The organism is Thalassospira sp. Z349TD_5 (assembly GCF_056173045.1).
This window is the reverse complement of record NZ_CM149654.1, coordinates 1,050,664-1,066,881: the sequence shown is the minus strand read 5'-3', so window position 1 is coordinate 1,066,881 and position 16,218 is coordinate 1,050,664. Positions and strand designations below refer to the sequence as shown.

Annotated in this window: 14 protein-coding genes; 8 read left to right on the top strand and 6 right to left on the bottom strand. The window is 53.5% G+C overall.

The genetic code is table 11. The features are described from left to right. Nucleotides 1–122 precede the first annotated feature (122 nt). The gene (locus AC0VXT_RS04745; RefSeq protein ID WP_475547703.1) at nucleotides 123–1,829 is read right to left on the bottom strand and encodes a M20/M25/M40 family metallo-hydrolase; all 1,707 of its coding nucleotides are present in this window, start codon (nucleotides 1,827–1,829) and stop codon (nucleotides 123–125) included. Between the two features lie 138 nt (nucleotides 1,830–1,967). Between AC0VXT_RS04745 and AC0VXT_RS04740 the strand changes: the two genes are divergently transcribed. Further along, nucleotides 1,968–2,384, top strand: coding sequence for an Lrp/AsnC family transcriptional regulator (locus tag AC0VXT_RS04740; protein ID WP_022731938.1), 417 nt, complete (start codon nucleotides 1,968–1,970; stop codon nucleotides 2,382–2,384). Nucleotides 2,385–2,426: 42 nt separating this feature from the next. Here the strand turns inward: AC0VXT_RS04740 and AC0VXT_RS04735 are convergent, their stop codons facing one another. From AC0VXT_RS04735 to AC0VXT_RS04715, 5 genes are all read right to left on the bottom strand, one after another. Next, entirely contained in the window at nucleotides 2,427–3,614 is a 1,188-nt protein-coding gene (locus tag AC0VXT_RS04735) for a vWA domain-containing protein (RefSeq protein WP_475547702.1), read from the bottom strand. A gap of 6 nt (nucleotides 3,615–3,620) precedes the next feature. After that, nucleotides 3,621–4,466 carry an AAA family ATPase gene (locus AC0VXT_RS04730; RefSeq protein ID WP_475547701.1) on the bottom strand — a complete coding sequence of 282 codons (846 nt, stop codon included), beginning with the start codon at nucleotides 4,464–4,466 and terminating at the stop codon, nucleotides 3,621–3,623. A 104-nt stretch (nucleotides 4,467–4,570) separates the two neighbouring features. Continuing rightward, entirely contained in the window at nucleotides 4,571–5,569 is a 999-nt protein-coding gene (locus tag AC0VXT_RS04725) for a helix-turn-helix transcriptional regulator (RefSeq protein WP_475547700.1), read from the bottom strand. Between the two features lie 362 nt (nucleotides 5,570–5,931). Next, the gene (locus AC0VXT_RS04720) at nucleotides 5,932–7,362 is read right to left on the bottom strand and encodes an autotransporter outer membrane beta-barrel domain-containing protein (RefSeq protein ID WP_475547699.1); all 1,431 of its coding nucleotides are present in this window, start codon (nucleotides 7,360–7,362) and stop codon (nucleotides 5,932–5,934) included. A gap of 725 nt (nucleotides 7,363–8,087) precedes the next feature. After that, a complete protein-coding gene (locus AC0VXT_RS04715; RefSeq protein WP_475547698.1) occupies nucleotides 8,088–8,711 on the bottom strand; it encodes a TetR/AcrR family transcriptional regulator in 624 nt (207 codons plus the stop codon). 143 nt (nucleotides 8,712–8,854) lie between these two features. Between AC0VXT_RS04715 and AC0VXT_RS04710 the strand changes: the two genes are divergently transcribed. The 7 genes from AC0VXT_RS04710 (at nucleotide 8,855) to AC0VXT_RS04680 (ending at nucleotide 16,172) form a co-directional block, all read left to right on the top strand. Continuing rightward, nucleotides 8,855–9,943: an ABC transporter substrate-binding protein gene (locus AC0VXT_RS04710; RefSeq protein ID WP_475547697.1), complete on the top strand. Its 1,089-nt coding sequence runs from the start codon at nucleotides 8,855–8,857 to the stop codon at nucleotides 9,941–9,943. A gap of 183 nt (nucleotides 9,944–10,126) precedes the next feature. Beyond that, complete coding sequence (locus AC0VXT_RS04705) at nucleotides 10,127–10,990, top strand: ABC transporter permease (RefSeq protein ID WP_475547696.1); 864 nt, start codon at nucleotides 10,127–10,129, stop codon at nucleotides 10,988–10,990. A gap of 2 nt (nucleotides 10,991–10,992) precedes the next feature. Continuing rightward, nucleotides 10,993–11,784, top strand: a complete 792-nt coding sequence (locus AC0VXT_RS04700; RefSeq protein WP_475547695.1) for an ABC transporter permease — start codon at nucleotides 10,993–10,995, stop codon at nucleotides 11,782–11,784. Beyond that, a complete protein-coding gene (locus AC0VXT_RS04695; protein ID WP_475547694.1) occupies nucleotides 11,781–12,896 on the top strand; it encodes an ABC transporter ATP-binding protein in 1,116 nt (371 codons plus the stop codon). The genes AC0VXT_RS04700 and AC0VXT_RS04695 overlap by 4 nt, the downstream gene beginning before the upstream one ends. Further along, on the top strand, nucleotides 12,893–13,624 hold the full coding sequence (locus AC0VXT_RS04690; RefSeq protein WP_475547693.1) for an MBL fold metallo-hydrolase: 732 nt from the start codon (nucleotides 12,893–12,895) through the stop codon (nucleotides 13,622–13,624). The genes AC0VXT_RS04695 and AC0VXT_RS04690 overlap by 4 nt, the downstream gene beginning before the upstream one ends. Nucleotides 13,625–13,697: 73 nt before the next feature. Then, complete coding sequence (locus tag AC0VXT_RS04685) at nucleotides 13,698–15,122, top strand: aldehyde dehydrogenase family protein (protein WP_475547692.1); 1,425 nt, start codon at nucleotides 13,698–13,700, stop codon at nucleotides 15,120–15,122. Between the two features lie 207 nt (nucleotides 15,123–15,329). Continuing rightward, the gene (locus tag AC0VXT_RS04680; protein ID WP_475547691.1) at nucleotides 15,330–16,172 is read left to right on the top strand and encodes a tetratricopeptide repeat protein; all 843 of its coding nucleotides are present in this window, start codon (nucleotides 15,330–15,332) and stop codon (nucleotides 16,170–16,172) included. Nucleotides 16,173–16,218 lie beyond the last annotated feature (46 nt).

The window sequence follows — 16,218 nt, the reverse complement described above, 5'->3', positions numbered from 1 at the left end:
GTGTTTTCTGGACTATAGGCTCAGTGTCATGACAGACAAACGCGCCAATGCGCCGTTTTTATGTTCTTCATGAAACTGTTACACGTTAGGGACAACGCATGGTCATCGATTGAGTTCCACAATCACCTGTCGGGGGTATCTGCACTCCCAAGAAACTCCGACGCAATCTCCGCCAGAAAATCAGGCAGCACGCCATAAGCATAAGGCGCATAAAGCCGTTCATGGCGCTGATGATATTCGCGCCCCCATGGTCCGATATTGACCACCGGATAGCGTAGCGCATCCTCCACCGGAAGATCGACCAATTCTGCAATCGGGGTGTTCGCGGCGATGATTTCAGTATTGCCCACGTCCGGTGCATGCCCGAAAAAGCTCATATCGGAAATCCCCATGAAATAGCCACGGTGACAAATCTCCGTTTTATGCCGGGCCTCGATCGTGGATCGAGCCCGGTCAATGGCATCGAGGAAAACTCGGTCGGCTTCCTTGGCCGGATCGACATGGACCGGCGGGTAATGCAACCCGGCAACCCCAACCACCACGGCGGGACCGCGTAAATGGGCCTCGTCAAGCATCGCACGGACCAGCTTGCGGCTGCGGTTGAGTGGATTACCCTCCGCCGCACTTGCCGTTGAAACAGCATCAATCCGATCAAGCGCGCCCTGCCCACCAGCGGCAAATGCCATGTCACGCAATTGCGCCACCGTTACAACACGCAAAGGCGGCATCGGTGCGAGGGCGTCTTGCTGGTTGGCCTTGGCATAGGACTTGGCATTTTGTTCGAACCGCTCCAACGCCCGGTTTCCTGCCGTGGTCACGATGTCGGTGAAATCAGCCATCAGGTCCGCACAGCTTTTGCCCATCACCAGCCAGTTAAACGACATCCAGACATGTTCCGGCGTGGTGACCTCATAATTATCGCGCAGGTCGCGGGCTTCGAGACAGACCGGGGGTGGGGCCGTTTCATGCGCGCCGCTGTCACACAAATCGCTATTGGCTTCAATCGCCCCCATGATTTCAGATGCCATCGCGTGGGCAGAAATGCCGTCAAACGGATATCCGACATGGGTCGGCAACCCGGCCACCAGTGCAAAGGGCAACAATTTGCCGACCGACCCATGGAAAATGGCCCTGCCGATTTCACCATTTGCCGGATCGCTGCTGGCGTCCAGATTGACCCCGCCGACAATCTCGATATTCCAGCGCCGGGTCAGTTCGGGCAAGGCATTGCGCAAACTGCGCATCCCGCAGGAATTGCGTTCCTCATCGGGGGTCAGGAACAAAACCACATTGCCCTGTCGTTCAGACTGCTGGCTAAAATGTTCAAGAAAAGCTATGCCCGCGGCATCCCCGCTTTTCATATCCAGCAACCCGCGACCAGGAATGAAATCGCCGCTTTGAAAATCACGCAGTGCCAGTTTTTCCGCCTCGCTTGGCGTCGCCTTTCCTGAAAGATCGCGTATCAGGGCATCACACAATTGATCGGGGCTAAAAGCCAGATGTTTCAGATCGTGATAGTTTTCAATCGACACCACATCGAAATGCCCGGCCATTGCCAATGTCTGCCTCGGTGCCTGTCGCCCGGTGCCCCGCACCAGCGCCACGACGCTTTTGGCCATTTTTGCACCACCGGCAACCGGATGGCTGTCGATCACGGCGATATCGTCGGGATTGTCCCGGAAATAGGGAATTTCACTGAGAATTTCGACAATCAAACCGGTGATGTCGGCTTCGCCAGCCGTGCCAGTAACACTGCCAAACCGGGTCAGTCGGTCGGCAATTTCAGCAGTCCGGGCAAAAGGCGCCCACGGATTGTCAGACGTGGCCATGTGATTACTCCCTGATGACATGAGCAATAATATGCCTCGCCAAAATCATTTAAAACGTCAATTTAGTGGAATTTTACGCGATAAATTGACATTTTCATCAGAGTAATTACTGAAATCGTCAAAACCAAAGAGCCCGCCATGGATGATCTTGACCGTCGCCTGCTTGCCGAACTGCGTATCAATGCCCGGGCTTCGGTCCCGAAACTGGCCCAACTTCTGGGGGTGGCAGCCGGTACAGTCAAAACCCGGATGGACCGCCTGACCGAACAGGGCGTGATTGCCGGTTTCACGGTCCGGCTGCGTGATAATGCCGCGGATGGGACCATTCGTGGGATGATGATGATTGAGCTGTCGGGCAAGAACGTCAAATCCATGGTGGCAACCTTGCGCAAGAACCTTGGATTTTCTGCCCTGCATACCACCAATGGCCAATGGGACCTGATTGCAGAAATTCAGGTCCCCGCCCTTTCCGATTTCCATCAGACCGTGACCACGGTCCGCGCCATGGAAGGCATTGCCAAAACCGAAAGCTATCTGTTTCTTGGCCCGGCCTGATCGGGAGCCTGAATGTACGCATGCATGGACTGCGGGCGGGCTTTAACGATTAAGTTCCCCGGTCATGCGATCCAGCCCATCAAGCGTCAGCGGGAACATACGCCCCGCCATCAGTTGATGCATGATCTGGATTGACTGGTGGTACGGCCACCAGTTTTCTGCCTGCGGGTTAATCCACGCCGCATGGTCGAAATGATCAAGAAGGCGTTGTATCCACACCGCGCCAGCTTCTTCGTTCCAATGTTCAACTGCACCACCGGGATAGGTAATCTCATACGGGCTCATGGTGGCATCGCCGACAATCACCAGCTTGTAATCCGATCCATAAGTATTGATCACATCCCACGTTGACACCTGATCGGACCGACGGCGTGCGTTGTCCTTCCACAACCCTTCGTAAGGGCAATTGTGGAAGTAATAATATTCAAGATGTTTGAATTCGGTTTTGATCGCGGAAAACAGTTCTTCGCAAACCTTGATATGGTCATCCATAGATCCGCCAATATCAAACAGCATCAGGACCTTAACCGAATTATGCCGTTCGGGGCGCATTTGCACATCCAACCAGCCCTGCCGCGCGGTTGATGTGATCGTGCCGGGTAAATCAAGCTCATCAGCTGCCCCGGTCCGCGCCCATTTGCGCAATCGACGAAGTGCGACCTTGATGTTGCGCGTGCCGATTTCGACACTGTCATCAAGGTTCTTAAACTCGCGCTTGTCCCAGACTTTTACCGCGCGGCGATGGCGCGATTTATCCTGCCCGATCCGCACGCCTTCGGGGTTATAGCCATAGGCGCCAAACGGCGATGTGCCTGCCGTACCGATCCATTTATTCCCACCCTGATGGCGGCCTTTTTGCTCCTCAAGACGCTGTTTAAGCGTCTCCATCAGCTTTTCCCAGCCGCCAAGGGCTTCGATCTCGGCCTTTTCTTCCTCAGACAGAAATTTCTCGGCCAGTTTATGCAGCCATTCCTCGGGGATGTCGGTTTCAGCCACCTCATCCATCCCGTCGGCCAGATCAATCACCCCTTTGAAGTGCTCGGAAAAGACCCGATCAAACTTATCAAGGTTGCGTTCATCCTTCACCAGTGCCGCACGCGCCAGATAATAGAAATCCTCAACCGAATATCCCGCCAATCCCTTTTCCACCGCCTCAAGCAATGTCAGGTATTCACGCAACGATACCGGAACGCGATTTTCTTTGAGCTTATAGAAGAAGCCGGTGAACATCGCCGATTATCGACCTTCGCGCCGGGTCATAAAGGCCAGCCGTTCAAACAGATGCACATCCTGCTCGTTTTTCAAAAGCGCGCCATGCAGCGGCGGAACAGCCGTTTTGGCATCCTTGGCCCGAAGTGCCTCAGGCGGCAAATCCTCAGCCATCAGGAGTTTTAGCCAATCAAGCAATTCGGATGTCGATGGTTTCTTTTTCAGCCCCGACACATCGCGCATATCGTAAAACAGATTAAGCGCCTCGGCGACCAGTCGTTTCTGAATACCGGGGTAATGCACCTCGATAATCTGGTTCATGGTATCGGCATCGGGGAAACGGATGTAATGGAAAAAGCACCGGCGTAAAAACGCATCGGGCAGTTCTTTTTCATTATTGGACGTAATGATCACGATCGGGCGGTTAACCGCCTTAATCGTTTCCTGTGTTTCGTAAACAAAGAACTCCATCCGGTCGAGCTCTTGCAGCAAATCATTGGGGAATTCGATATCGGCCTTGTCAATCTCATCGATCAGCAACACCGGCGCGCTTTCATCCTCAAACGCTTCCCACAATTTTCCCTTAACGATGTAATTGGCAATGTTATGGACCCGCGCGTCACCCAACTGGCTATCACGCAGGCGCGACACCGCGTCATATTCATACAGCCCCTGCTGCGCACGCGTGGTGGATTTGATCGACCATGTGATCAGTTTTTTGCCCAATGACTTGGCAATTTCTTCGGCCAGAACGGTTTTGCCGGTACCCGGTTCGCCTTTGACCAAAAGCGGTCGTTGCAACGTGATCGCCGCATTGACCGCCACCATCAAATCGTCGGTCGCGACGTAATTTTCTGTGCCTTGAAACTTCATGTTGCCCTGCAATAGAGGTTGACGTTTACGTTAACCTAAGACGTTGTGCGCCTTTGAGCAAGGGATCAGAAAAACTTCGTGATGATCATGCCGATAAGCAGGCTTTACCGGTCTTTCCAGCGCAAGGCACTGGCCGGGCTTTCGCCAAACCAGTCGCGATAGGACCGGGAAAAATTACTGACATGGTTAAATCCGACTTTTTCGGCGACCTGCTTAACGGTCATGTCACCCGCCATCAACAGCTCTTGCGCAAGCGCCATACGTTCACTGCGGATAAATTCGCCGCATGATTTTCCCGTTTCGATCTTGAACAAGCTGTTTAAACGGCTTTCGGAAACACCAACATCAACGGCCAGCTGGGGAACCGATATCGCCGCCCCCGGATTGCGGGTGATCTGTGAAATCGCCGCGTCATGCGCAGACTTTTCAAAAGTCGTTAATTCTGGTGCAACATTGTCCACCTTGGACAGAGCGCGGTAACTGTCAATAAGTTCGGCCAGAAACAGGGTCGATAGGCCTTCAAGTTTGAATTTGTGGCCCAGCCCCGTCACATGCGGTGAAAACATCGCACTGACAATGCTGCGCATCCGGTTGGACGGCGGCACGGGCTTGATCAGGACCACATCTTGACGATCCGACAAAAACGGCGCCATCGCCTCTGGCAACATGTCACCAAACCTTTGACGCAAGGGACCAAGCGTGGTGACCACACCAACATGGCGGATCACTTGTCCCGCGGGTAGGAAATACCGCGTTCCAAGCGGATCAACCCGCATCACCATCGCTGCGTCTGGCGACATTGAATGCAGCTTGCCTTCCGGGCATTCGACCTCAAGGGCGCCCATCACATTAATCGCCCCGGACAGCCATCCCGGCGGCAAAGAATTTTTCACGTTAAAATATGAATCTTCGCGGACATGAAGTTCGGCGCGGTGCAGATACATGCCGTTGCCAAAATCAAGACGTTCCAATCGCCCCTGCGCACCGGGCAATTCAAACAGATCGCCATCGGCAAGGATCAGGTCGCCGACATCAGCATCGCGTTCGTACGCCGATACATCGTCAAACGTCCCCCGTGCCGGGTCATCCTTTCTCTGCGGCATTCGCTCCCCCAACGTCACGCCATGCATTTTGTCCACGGCTTTATTATCGCTTTATCACAGCTTATCTTATTGAAGTTGTTATCATTGATTGACGATTTCAACTGTGATGTGGCGCACGCTGGTTTAACGACCCTTGCTTACCAATGGATATGGGCAGTCAATCAAGAGGCGACGTTTGAAACAAGCAAGGCAATCGGCACGTTCTAACGTGCCTCTTCCGCCAGCCCCCCCATCAACACCCATGTCGATCATTACAATGAAATTGCAGAGAGATATCTCGGCTTGTCTGTGAAAAAATACAGCTAAACAACCTGCCTGATGTACGGTTACCAAGACAACAGCAGGACAATTCAAAGGCCTTTTTAGAACGAAAGAGTAATACTGACCTGCGCCACAGTTTCGCTAGAAGCGATGGCATTTGTGTGGGTCAGATTAACCTCGCTGCTAAACGCCCCCCCATCGCCGTCAAAAGTAAAGCCGGTGCCAAATGCCTGACCATCGTCCGGGCTGAAGTCGCTTTTCACGTAGGGAGATACGATGCCAAATGAACTGCCATTTGCGCTTTTAACACCAAAACCATAAGCGATCAGACCACCAATGGTATATTCGCTGTAATCACTGGTACCAAACTGCTGTTCGCCTTCAATAGACCCCGAAAGCCCGGTTGCAGCTGACATAACCCGAAGGCCTCCCCCCAGATTAAAGGCAGTCTTGTCGCCGTTTGTTTCGTCGGTGATGTCATAGATAAAGTCGGTTTTGGCAAACGGCTGAAGGGTCGTTCCCGCGGCATCAAACATATAAGCTGCCTCAAACCCAGGCTTTAGGCGACGGGTATTGGATATGGTTTCCCCCACCTGTGTACCATCACTCTCGGTATAGCCATCGACCGTTTTACGGGCCGCCAAAAAGCTGACATTGACGGTAATATCCAACGGCAATGTTTCTGACGGGCGCAGTAAATAAGCACCACTGACAGAACCGAACCACATACCAGAATCTGTGTTGCCGCTGACCGAACTATCCCGGCTGAGATCAACATCGCCAAAGCTGTACCCAACAATAGCCGAAAGCGTCACGCCATCCATCGGTTGATAGACGGCATAGGGCGACAGGGTCCAGTTGGTTTCATCGTAATAGCCGGAATTGTAGGTGGTGGTCAGGGCAGTTTGTGAATATCCCATCGAGATACCCCCAACCAATTTCGAAGCCAAACGCGCATCAACCCCCAGATTATATCCCCATACATCACCGTCATAGCGGCTATCGCCCGCGGCATTATTCTGATCATTATCAACCGACGTATAGGAACCATGCCCCCACACCGTATATCCACTGTCGGCCAGCACCCCCAAGCTTTGTTCAATTCCGCGCAGCGGGTCGTTCCCCTCTGTCGCGTCACCGGCTGCTGAAAGCTTGGTCTGCGACGTATCGAACGATGCCTTCATTGCCAGTTCACGGAGCGAGCTGCCGCTCGACGTCATCCGGGTCGCCGGTTCAGCCAGACGGACAGGAGTGGACGCGTTGGCAAAATTCCCTGTCGTCGGAAGATCATTCGGATTTTGATCGGGCAAATCACCAGCTGGAAGGCGCGTCGCGACCGAAAGAACGCGGGCCTCGATATTTTTACCGATAACAGTTGCTTGCGACCTAGAAACAGAAGCCTGCAACGCCTGAGACACAGCTTCGTTCGAGGATGATGAAGCGGCAGATGATTCAGACGCGGTTGAAACGCTGGCTGCGGTGATATCAACGGATGTGTCGGCAACGACGGTAAAGGTTACCGACATTGTCATCTTAACGCCTGCGGAAACATGTGTCGTAAGCGTGTTTGTGTATGTTCCGCTCGGTACATTCGTGTCGTCACACGCTCCCCCGGCCGGCACGGTCCCCGCATCGCCAACCGTGCATCCAAGGTGATCACTCGTCGAGGAGCCAGCATCCAAAGCATTATCTGCAAAGATTCGTATTCTAACGGGAGCAGCGATGTTCGCAAGAAACGCAATGTCTCCTGTGTCGGCACTAGGAGAACCGTTAGCAACAGCACAAGTGTTCGCAGACACATCGAATTTAACATGTGAAGTGGAGTTTATAGTTTCCCCGCCAACTCCTGTGCAAGTGACGGTCGCAGCTTTAACACTGCCGGGCATGATGCCAAAGGAAAAGGCAAAACAGAAAGCGGTGAGAACAATCGATAGCCGGACATCAGAGCCGAATCGTGCACCAAAGCGCACCAAGCTGAAGATGAACGTCCCTATTAGAGCCCTACCGTCCGCGCGTGGTAATATTCCGGACATCTTCAGCATTCCCCCAACTTCAAACCAAACAATTGGTCCGAACATCCCCCAACGATCATGCGATAATATCGAACAACCTCAACGATATTACAACAAAGTAATATGAAATTCATCTAAATTACAATTAGTTGCCACATAAATGCCACTGCTGCGAAACGCGCAAAAGGGTTATTAGGGGCTGAATCCGAGACACTTAATAAGAGAACTTCTTCATTAGGTGCCAATTAATCGCTTTGGTCAGAAATCAACACAGAAACCGGTACATTTTGCCGGGCAACCTCTGCTTTCAGGCCCGCAACATCCATTTCCTCGTTTTTGACAAACTCGATGAACATCATGTTCACATTGTTAAACACAAGTTCGCCCAACGCATCGCAGTCAACATCCTTGCGAACAATGCCGCGCGCTTGAAGGGATCGGAACAGATCGCAGACCTGTTTCGATAATCGATGATCAAGGGCAGTATAACGTTTTGAAAACGGTGTTTCCGGTTGCCCGATTGAAAGAGACATCGCTGTCCGCCACATTTCTTTCGACAGATACGTAAGCGAATGGGCGTAGTATGTGCCGATCAGTTCGGCCAATACCGCCCCGACGTCATCATGGTTCTGCGCAATGATCCCGTCCCCTGCCGCAAGGACTTCCTCGACCTCCATCGAGACCGTTGCCATCAGCATGTCGCCCTTGTTTTTATAGTAATTATAAAACGTTCCGACCGACACACCGGCCATCTCGGCAATGTCTTCGATGCGCGCAGCATCATAGCCGACTTTGCGAAACAGGGTTGTCGCGGCCTCAAGGATTCGGCGGTTTTTATCGGCTTTCTTTTGGGCACGCAAACCTAACATTCTTACTCCGACGAAAACTGAACAGGTTCAAAATTTACATTGACTCAAAAAATGAACACGTTCAATATTTTTTCAACGGCACCGCAACGAGTGCCGGGATATCCAAGAAAAGGGAGGCCTCAATATGAAATCAGGGAGAGCCAATGTTTCGTCACGTTTCCACGGGGAAAACCCGCAATAAGCTGCTTGGCGGCGCTGCGACCATGCTTTTGGGCGCACTTGCCATCATTCCATCTGCGCAGGCAACCGAAGAACTCAACGCGCTTGTCTGGTGCGACCATACCGACCCGGCCTTGATCGAGCCGTTTGAGAAAAAATACGACGTCAAAGTCAATCTGAAGGAATACGAAGGCACGGGTGCTGGCCTTTCGATCATTGAACAATCGCACGCCGGTGACTGGGATGTGATGGTGATTGACGGCGTTGATGTCCACCGCGCGGTTGACATGGGCATTCTGGCCGAAATTCCGGCTGATGCCCTGCCAACAGCCGATCTTTTCCCCGAAGTGGTTATGGCAGACAACAATATGGTCGATGGCAAAACCTATGCCGTCACCGAAAAGTTTGGCTACAACACCATCTCGTTCGACAAAACCAAAGTCGATCCCAAGGATATGGAAGACATGTCGGTGATCTGGTCGGACAAATATGCCGGGCGGATTGCAGTATATGACTATTACCTGCCGGTCATTGGGCTTGTCGGGCTGGGGCTTGGTATTGATACGGCTGATCTTGGTGCGGATGACATGCCCGCCATCAAGGAAAAGCTGTTCGCCATGAAAAAGGCGTCCAAACAGGTCGGTGAAGTTGTTTCATCCCAAACCGCCCTTGCCACCGGTGAAGTCGATATTCTTGTCGGCGGCGGTGAATGGATCACGGCGGTTTTGTCCGAAGACAAACCCAATCTTGACTGGATCATCCCCAAACAAGGTGCCCTTCGCTGGGCACAGTCGATTGCGGTGATGAAAGATTCCGAAAAGCCTGATCTGGCGCTGAAATTCGTTCAATACATCCTGAGCCCAGAAGGTCAGGCACGTCTTTCGACCTCGTCATGCTATTGGGGGATGCCCGCCAATGCCAAGGCAGGTGCAAACCTGAGTGATGCGCAAAAAGCGGCCCTTCGTTGGGACGATCAGGCGGAATACCTTCAAAACTCGCAGCTTTATCCGATCCCGGATGCTGATCTGGATGCCCAGATGCAGGATGCCTGGGTCGAGATGCTCCAGCAGTAAGCACTCCCTTGTTTATTGCGCACCCACCATTGCCCCGCTTTTTGCGGGGCAATGGTTTCAACTTGCGCTAAGCTTGCCGCAAAGACAGCATCCCGCATCCATGTCATCCCCGGTATCGTGATTTGTGATTTGTGATTTGCGATGTGCCATATGGCTTGGATGTTGCCGACAAAGGATATCGTGATGGCTTCTGCCACGCTTGAAACACGCGAAAATCGCCGCGCATGGGGTTTTGTGACACCGGCCCTCCTATGGACCGTCGCGTTTTTCGTGATCCCGTTTATCGTCATGGCCGCCATCAGCCTTGCCACCCGCAAGGGCCGCGAGCTGGTCATGGCGTGGAATCTGGACAACTACATCGCATTTTTTGAAAAGGCCCATTTGCTTAAAGGGCTTTTTGTCTCACTTGAGATCACCTTTACCGTCACCCTCATTTCCGTTGTGCTGGCCTATCCGCTGGCATGGATCATTGCCGAACGGATCCCGCAAAAGTGGCAACGTATGGCGCTGATCATGGCGATCCTGCCTTTTTGGACAAGCTATGTGGTGCGGTCCTATTCGTGGCTTTTGGTCTTGGCCCAAAACGGGGTGATCAACAATACCCTGATGCACATTGGCCTGATTGCCGAACCGCTTGAACTGGCCAGCACACGCTCGGCCACGGTAATTGGCTTTGTGCATTTCTTTGTCATGCTGCTGACCTTAACCATCTACGCCAATCTGGTGCAGATGCCACCAAACTACCGACGTGCGGCCGCCGACCTTGGGGCCAATGGGTTTCAGGTGTTTTGGCATGTGGTGTTACCCCTCACATTGCCGGGTATTATGGTCGGTGCGTTTCTGACCTTTGTTCTGTGCATTGGCGATTACATCACCCCGCAAATTCTGGGCGGTAATAACGAACTGGCTTTGCCGCAAATCATCATGCTGCAACTTGGTCAACGCGCCGATTTCCCGATGGCCGCGACCCTTTCGATCATTTTGATGGTGGTGGTGACACTGGCCTATATCGCCTGTGCGCGCTGGCTTAAAATGGAAAGGACGTGATCATGATTTCATCGCGCTTTTCCAAAGTTCTGTCGTGGGCGTATCTGATCGCGCTGTATGGTTTTATCTTTTTACCAGTCGTGGTGCTGGTGCTGTTTTCGTTTCAGGATGGCCGCCTGCCGGTCCCGCCGTTTAATGGTGCGACCTTGAAATGGTATGGCGAGGTTTTTGCCGACAGCCGCCTGATGTCCGCCCTTGGCAATTCATTGATGGTCGCCATCGGGTCATCGACCATTGCCTGCGTCCTTGGTTTCTGTGCTGCCTATGGTCTGGCCCGGTTCATGTTACCGGCATCGCGGCTTCAGCGCGGGCTCCTGATTGCGCCGATGACGGTCAGCTACCTGATCATTGCCCTTGGTTTGCTCTCCACCTTTAACTGGCTCGGCGTGTCACTGTCACTTTGGACAGTCGCGATCGGCCATGTGGTGATTAATTTGCCACTGTGCTTTGCCATCATTTATGCATCCATGGGCGACCATCAGAAAAACATCGAAAGGGCCGCCCGTGATTTGGGTGCTGCGGAATGGCAGGTCATGACCCAGATCAGCGCGCCGATGTTGATGCCATCGATTTTGGCGGCATTTTTCCTGTCGGTGACCTTTAGCTGGGATGAATTTATCATCTCATTCCTGCTGTCGCGCTTTGACGTCACCCTGCCAGTTGAAATCTGGAGCATGCTGCGGTCGGGCCTGAACCCGAAAACCAACGCGGTCGGAAGCATTGTCTTCCTTGTATCGGTTGCGCTGCTTCTTATTCTTGAATTGAGTATCTTTAGAAGGACGGCAAAGAAATGACCGCCCCAGTCTCCATCCGCAATGCCACTAAAATCTTTGGCGATTTCACCGCCCTTAACGATGTCAGCCTTGAGATTGAGGCCGGTGAATTTATCGTCCTGCTCGGCCCGTCGGGCTGCGGTAAAACGACCCTTCTGTCGCTTCTGGGGGGCTTCCTGTCGCCCAGTTCCGGCACGGTTGAAATTAACGGGCAGGACATGGGCCATGTGCCGCCATCCAAACGCCCGACCACCACGATGTTTCAGGACTACGCCCTGTTTCCGCATATGAGCCTGCGTGACAATGTCGCGTTTGGCCTGAAAATGCGCAAAATCGGTAAGGCCGAACGTCATGCCAAGGCCGAAGACCTTCTTGATATGGTCGGGCTGAAATCATCGGCCGATAAAAAACCGCACGAACTATCGGGTGGGCAACGTCAACGTGTTGCCCTTGCCCGTGCCTTGGCGGTTGAACCCGATGTGTTGTTGCTCGATGAGCCGCTGGGTGCGCTTGATTTAAAACTGCGTCGCCAAATGCAAGATGAACTGAAAGCCATCCAGAAACGGGTTGGCACCACATTCGTTCACGTCACCCACGATCAGGAAGAAGCCATGGCGATTGCTGATCGGATTGTCGTGATGAATGCTGGCAATATCGAGGACGTCGGACGCCCCGAAGACATTTACATGCGACCCAGAACCCTGTTTTCGGCAAGCTTCATGGGCGAGGTCAATTTCATCCCCGGCACCCTTGGCAAACGTCATGATGGTATGGTCGATGTTGATACGGTGCTGGGTCCGGTCAGTTTGGCTGAAACCGCACTGCGCGATGAGAACCTGACCAAGGGTGCAAAAGTCACCCTTGCCATTCGCCCCGAACATTTCCGCGCCAGCACCGGAACCGGCCCGCGTATCACATTTGGCAAGGCCAAGGTCACCGATGGTTCGTTCTTTGGCACCCATCATCGCGCCCATCTTGAACCCGTTGACGCGCCAGACATCGTCCTCACCGCTCATATGCCCCAATCCGCCGTGATTGAATCCGGGGCGTGGATTGACCTGACGATTGATCCGGCGTCCGTCGTTGTTCTGGCCGGGCACCCTGACACCACAAGAACCGAGGACGCGGCATGAGTATGGAACGCGCCAAAGCCGAAGACTGGTACAGCCTCAAACGTGTCGGTGATGACATCACCTATATCGGGGAGCCGTTTATCGAAGAGTTCTATCGTTGCAACATCTGGCACGTCCGCGGACGTGATGGCGATATGCTGATTGATAGCGGCATGGGGGTTGTGTCGCTCACCGAATGGGTGCCACTTGTGACCGAACGATCCGTTCAGGCCGTTGCCAGCCACACCCATTTTGACCATATCGGCTGTCATCACGAATTTGAAAAACGGATTTGCCATCGCTGCGAAGCCGACCTTTTGGCCCACCCGACGCGTCAAAACACCCTTGCCGATCCGTATGTCACCGACGAGATTTTCACCAAACTGCCGCCCGCCCCATATGCCTCAACCACTTATGCGGTCAAGGCCGCCCCGGCAACGCGGATTGTTGAGGACGGCGATGTGATTGATCTGGGGGATCGCACGTTTGAAGTCATTCACACACCGGGGCATTCACCGGGCGGCATTGCCCTTTGGGAAGCTAAAACCAGCATCCTGTTTTCGGGTGATATTGTGTATGATGGGCCGTTGATCGAAGACACCTATCATGCCAACGCAAAGGACTACGTGCGCTCCATGGAACGGCTTTATGACTTGCCTGTCCGTGTGGTTCACGGCGGACATTTCGCCAGTTACAGTGGTGAGCGCCACCGCGAAATTATCAAAAACTGGCTGCGGGAACGGACTTGAAAACAGGCCCGCCGCACTGAACGCAAACACCACGGCACGGCCAACCAACCCAATATGATCAGGAAGACTTCCGATGCAAAACGCAGGTAAATTCTATATCGATGGCAAATGGATTGATCCGGTTTCGTCCCAGAAAATGGACGTCATCAATCCCGCCACCGAACAGGTCATCACGCAGATTACGCTCGCCAGCGAAGAAGATGTCGATCTTGCCGTTGCCGCGGCCAAACGCAGCTTTGAAAGTTACAGCCAGACCACTGTTGACCAGCGTCTTGGTTGGCTTGAAAAGCTTCTGTCTATCTACAAGCGCCGGTATCACGACGTCGCCCAAACCATCACCGCCGAACTGGGCGCGCCGACCACCATGTCGCATGAGCAGCAAGCCGCTGCGGGCGTTGATCATCTTGAAGATTTCATCAAGGCCCTCCGCGACCTTAAAACCGAGGAAACCCTGTATAATGGTGAAACGCTTTTGCGTGAACCAATTGGGGTGTGCGGCCTGATCACGCCATGGAACTGGCCGATGAACCAGATTGTGCTCAAAGTCATTCCGGCCTTGGCAACCGGCTGCACCTGCGTGCTCAAACCATCCGAATTCACCCCACTGAACGCGATGCTTTATGCCGAAATGATCCATGAGGCAGGCTTCCCGGCGGGTGTCTTTAACCTTATTCAGGGGGCTGGCCCGGTTGCCGGTGCCACCATGTCGCGCCATCCTGATATCGCCATGATGTCCTTTACCGGATCGACCCATGCGGGCAAGGCGATTACCAAAGATGCCGCCGAAAATATCAAGCGCGTCACATTGGAATTGGGCGGCAAGTCGCCCAACATCGTGTTTGACGATGTCGATATCGAAGACCGCATTACCTTTAGCGTTCTCGATGTCTTTAACAACACCGGTCAAACCTGTGACGCGCCAACTCGGATGCTGGTGCAACGGTCGATCTATGACGAAGCCGTCAAGGTCGCCAAGCGCGTTGGCGACGCTGCATCCGTCGGTGATCCGACGGTTGAAGGCAATCATATCGGCCCACTGGTCAGCCACATTCAATATGACCGGGTTCAAACCCTTATTCAGGCAGGCATCGACGAAGGGGCGAGACTTCTGGTCGGGGGTGTGGGCAAACCTGATGGTATGAACGAAGGATACTTCACCAAACCAACCATCTTTGCCGATGTGAACAATAATATGCGCATCGCACGCGAAGAAATCTTTGGCCCCGTCGTCGTCATGGTCCCGTTTGACACCGAAGAAGACGCCATCAAGATCGCCAATGATACGCCCTATGGTCTGGCCGCCTATATCCAGACCCCCGATGCGGCCAAGGCGGACCGGGTTGCCCGTAAGTTGCGGGCTGGCATGGTCCGTATCAATGGTGCCTTTCCGCGCGCCGGAAGCCCGTTTGGCGGCTATAAGCAATCAGGCATTGGCCGTGAAGGCGGGATGTTCGGCCTTGAAGATTTCATGGAAATCAAAATGCTGCACAAGCCCTGATCACGGTGGAGCACCCCCTGCTTTAATAAGGCCCCGGCATGTTCCGGGGCCTTTTGGTTTTGTGACAAAATATACCGCGCAACCGGTTGCAATCCTCCCCACATGATATAGGGCTGGTAATGATTGAGCCGGGCACTATAATCCCATCGTTAATCGATAAAGTGAGGGGTCCGGGCAACGGATTTTCGAAGGATTGGGAGACCACAAATGAACGCGATGTCCTTTTCTGAAATGGGGCTTTCGGCCCTGAAAAGGCGACAGTTTGATGCGGCAATCAATATGCTGCGACAGGCACTTGGCGAAGATGAAGACAATTTGAATGCCCGGTTTGGTTTGGCCCGGGCCCTGCATGAAAAAGGTTCGATTACCGAAGCACTTGGCGAATATCGTACGGTGCTGCAATGTGATGAAGGCCACGAAGACTGCCTGCATCACATTGCACGCGCTCTGCTGCAAAACGGGGATGCCCGCAGCGCCCTTAACCACGTTGATATCCTTTTGCGCAGCAAGCCAACCGACGCGGAATTTCTGACATTGCGCGCGCAAGCCTTGATGGAACTTGACCACGCAGAAAGTGCACTGGCGAGTTTACAAACCGCAGCCCATCACAATCCGGGGTCGGAAAAAATCCATCGGCTTATGGCCGCATGTTACCGGATCAGCGAAGATGGTGAAGGCGAACGCCGTGCTGTCGAACAGCTGTTGCGGATCGACCCGACGTCGATGACCGCGGCCAACGACCTTGCGGTGATTGATCTACGCGAAGGCCATCCGATGACGGCGTTTGAAACCTATGAGAAAATCCTTGCCCAACAGCCAGAACATGCGCAAGCCACCCTTAACCGGGCGATTGCGCTGACGGTGATGGGCGGTATGGATCATGATGCGATCTGGGATCGGGTGATGGATGTCTGTTCCGACATCGATGATCTTGACGACATCCGCGCCCTCGCCGACACGCTGGCTAAACTGCCCGATGCCAAACGCAAAGGCAGTTCGGAGGCCGCCGCCCTGACAGCGCGTGCCGCCTTGGCCAAAGTTGCCTATTAAAGAATAAATGCCCGTGTAACAGCACGGGCATTTGCCAAATCATAAC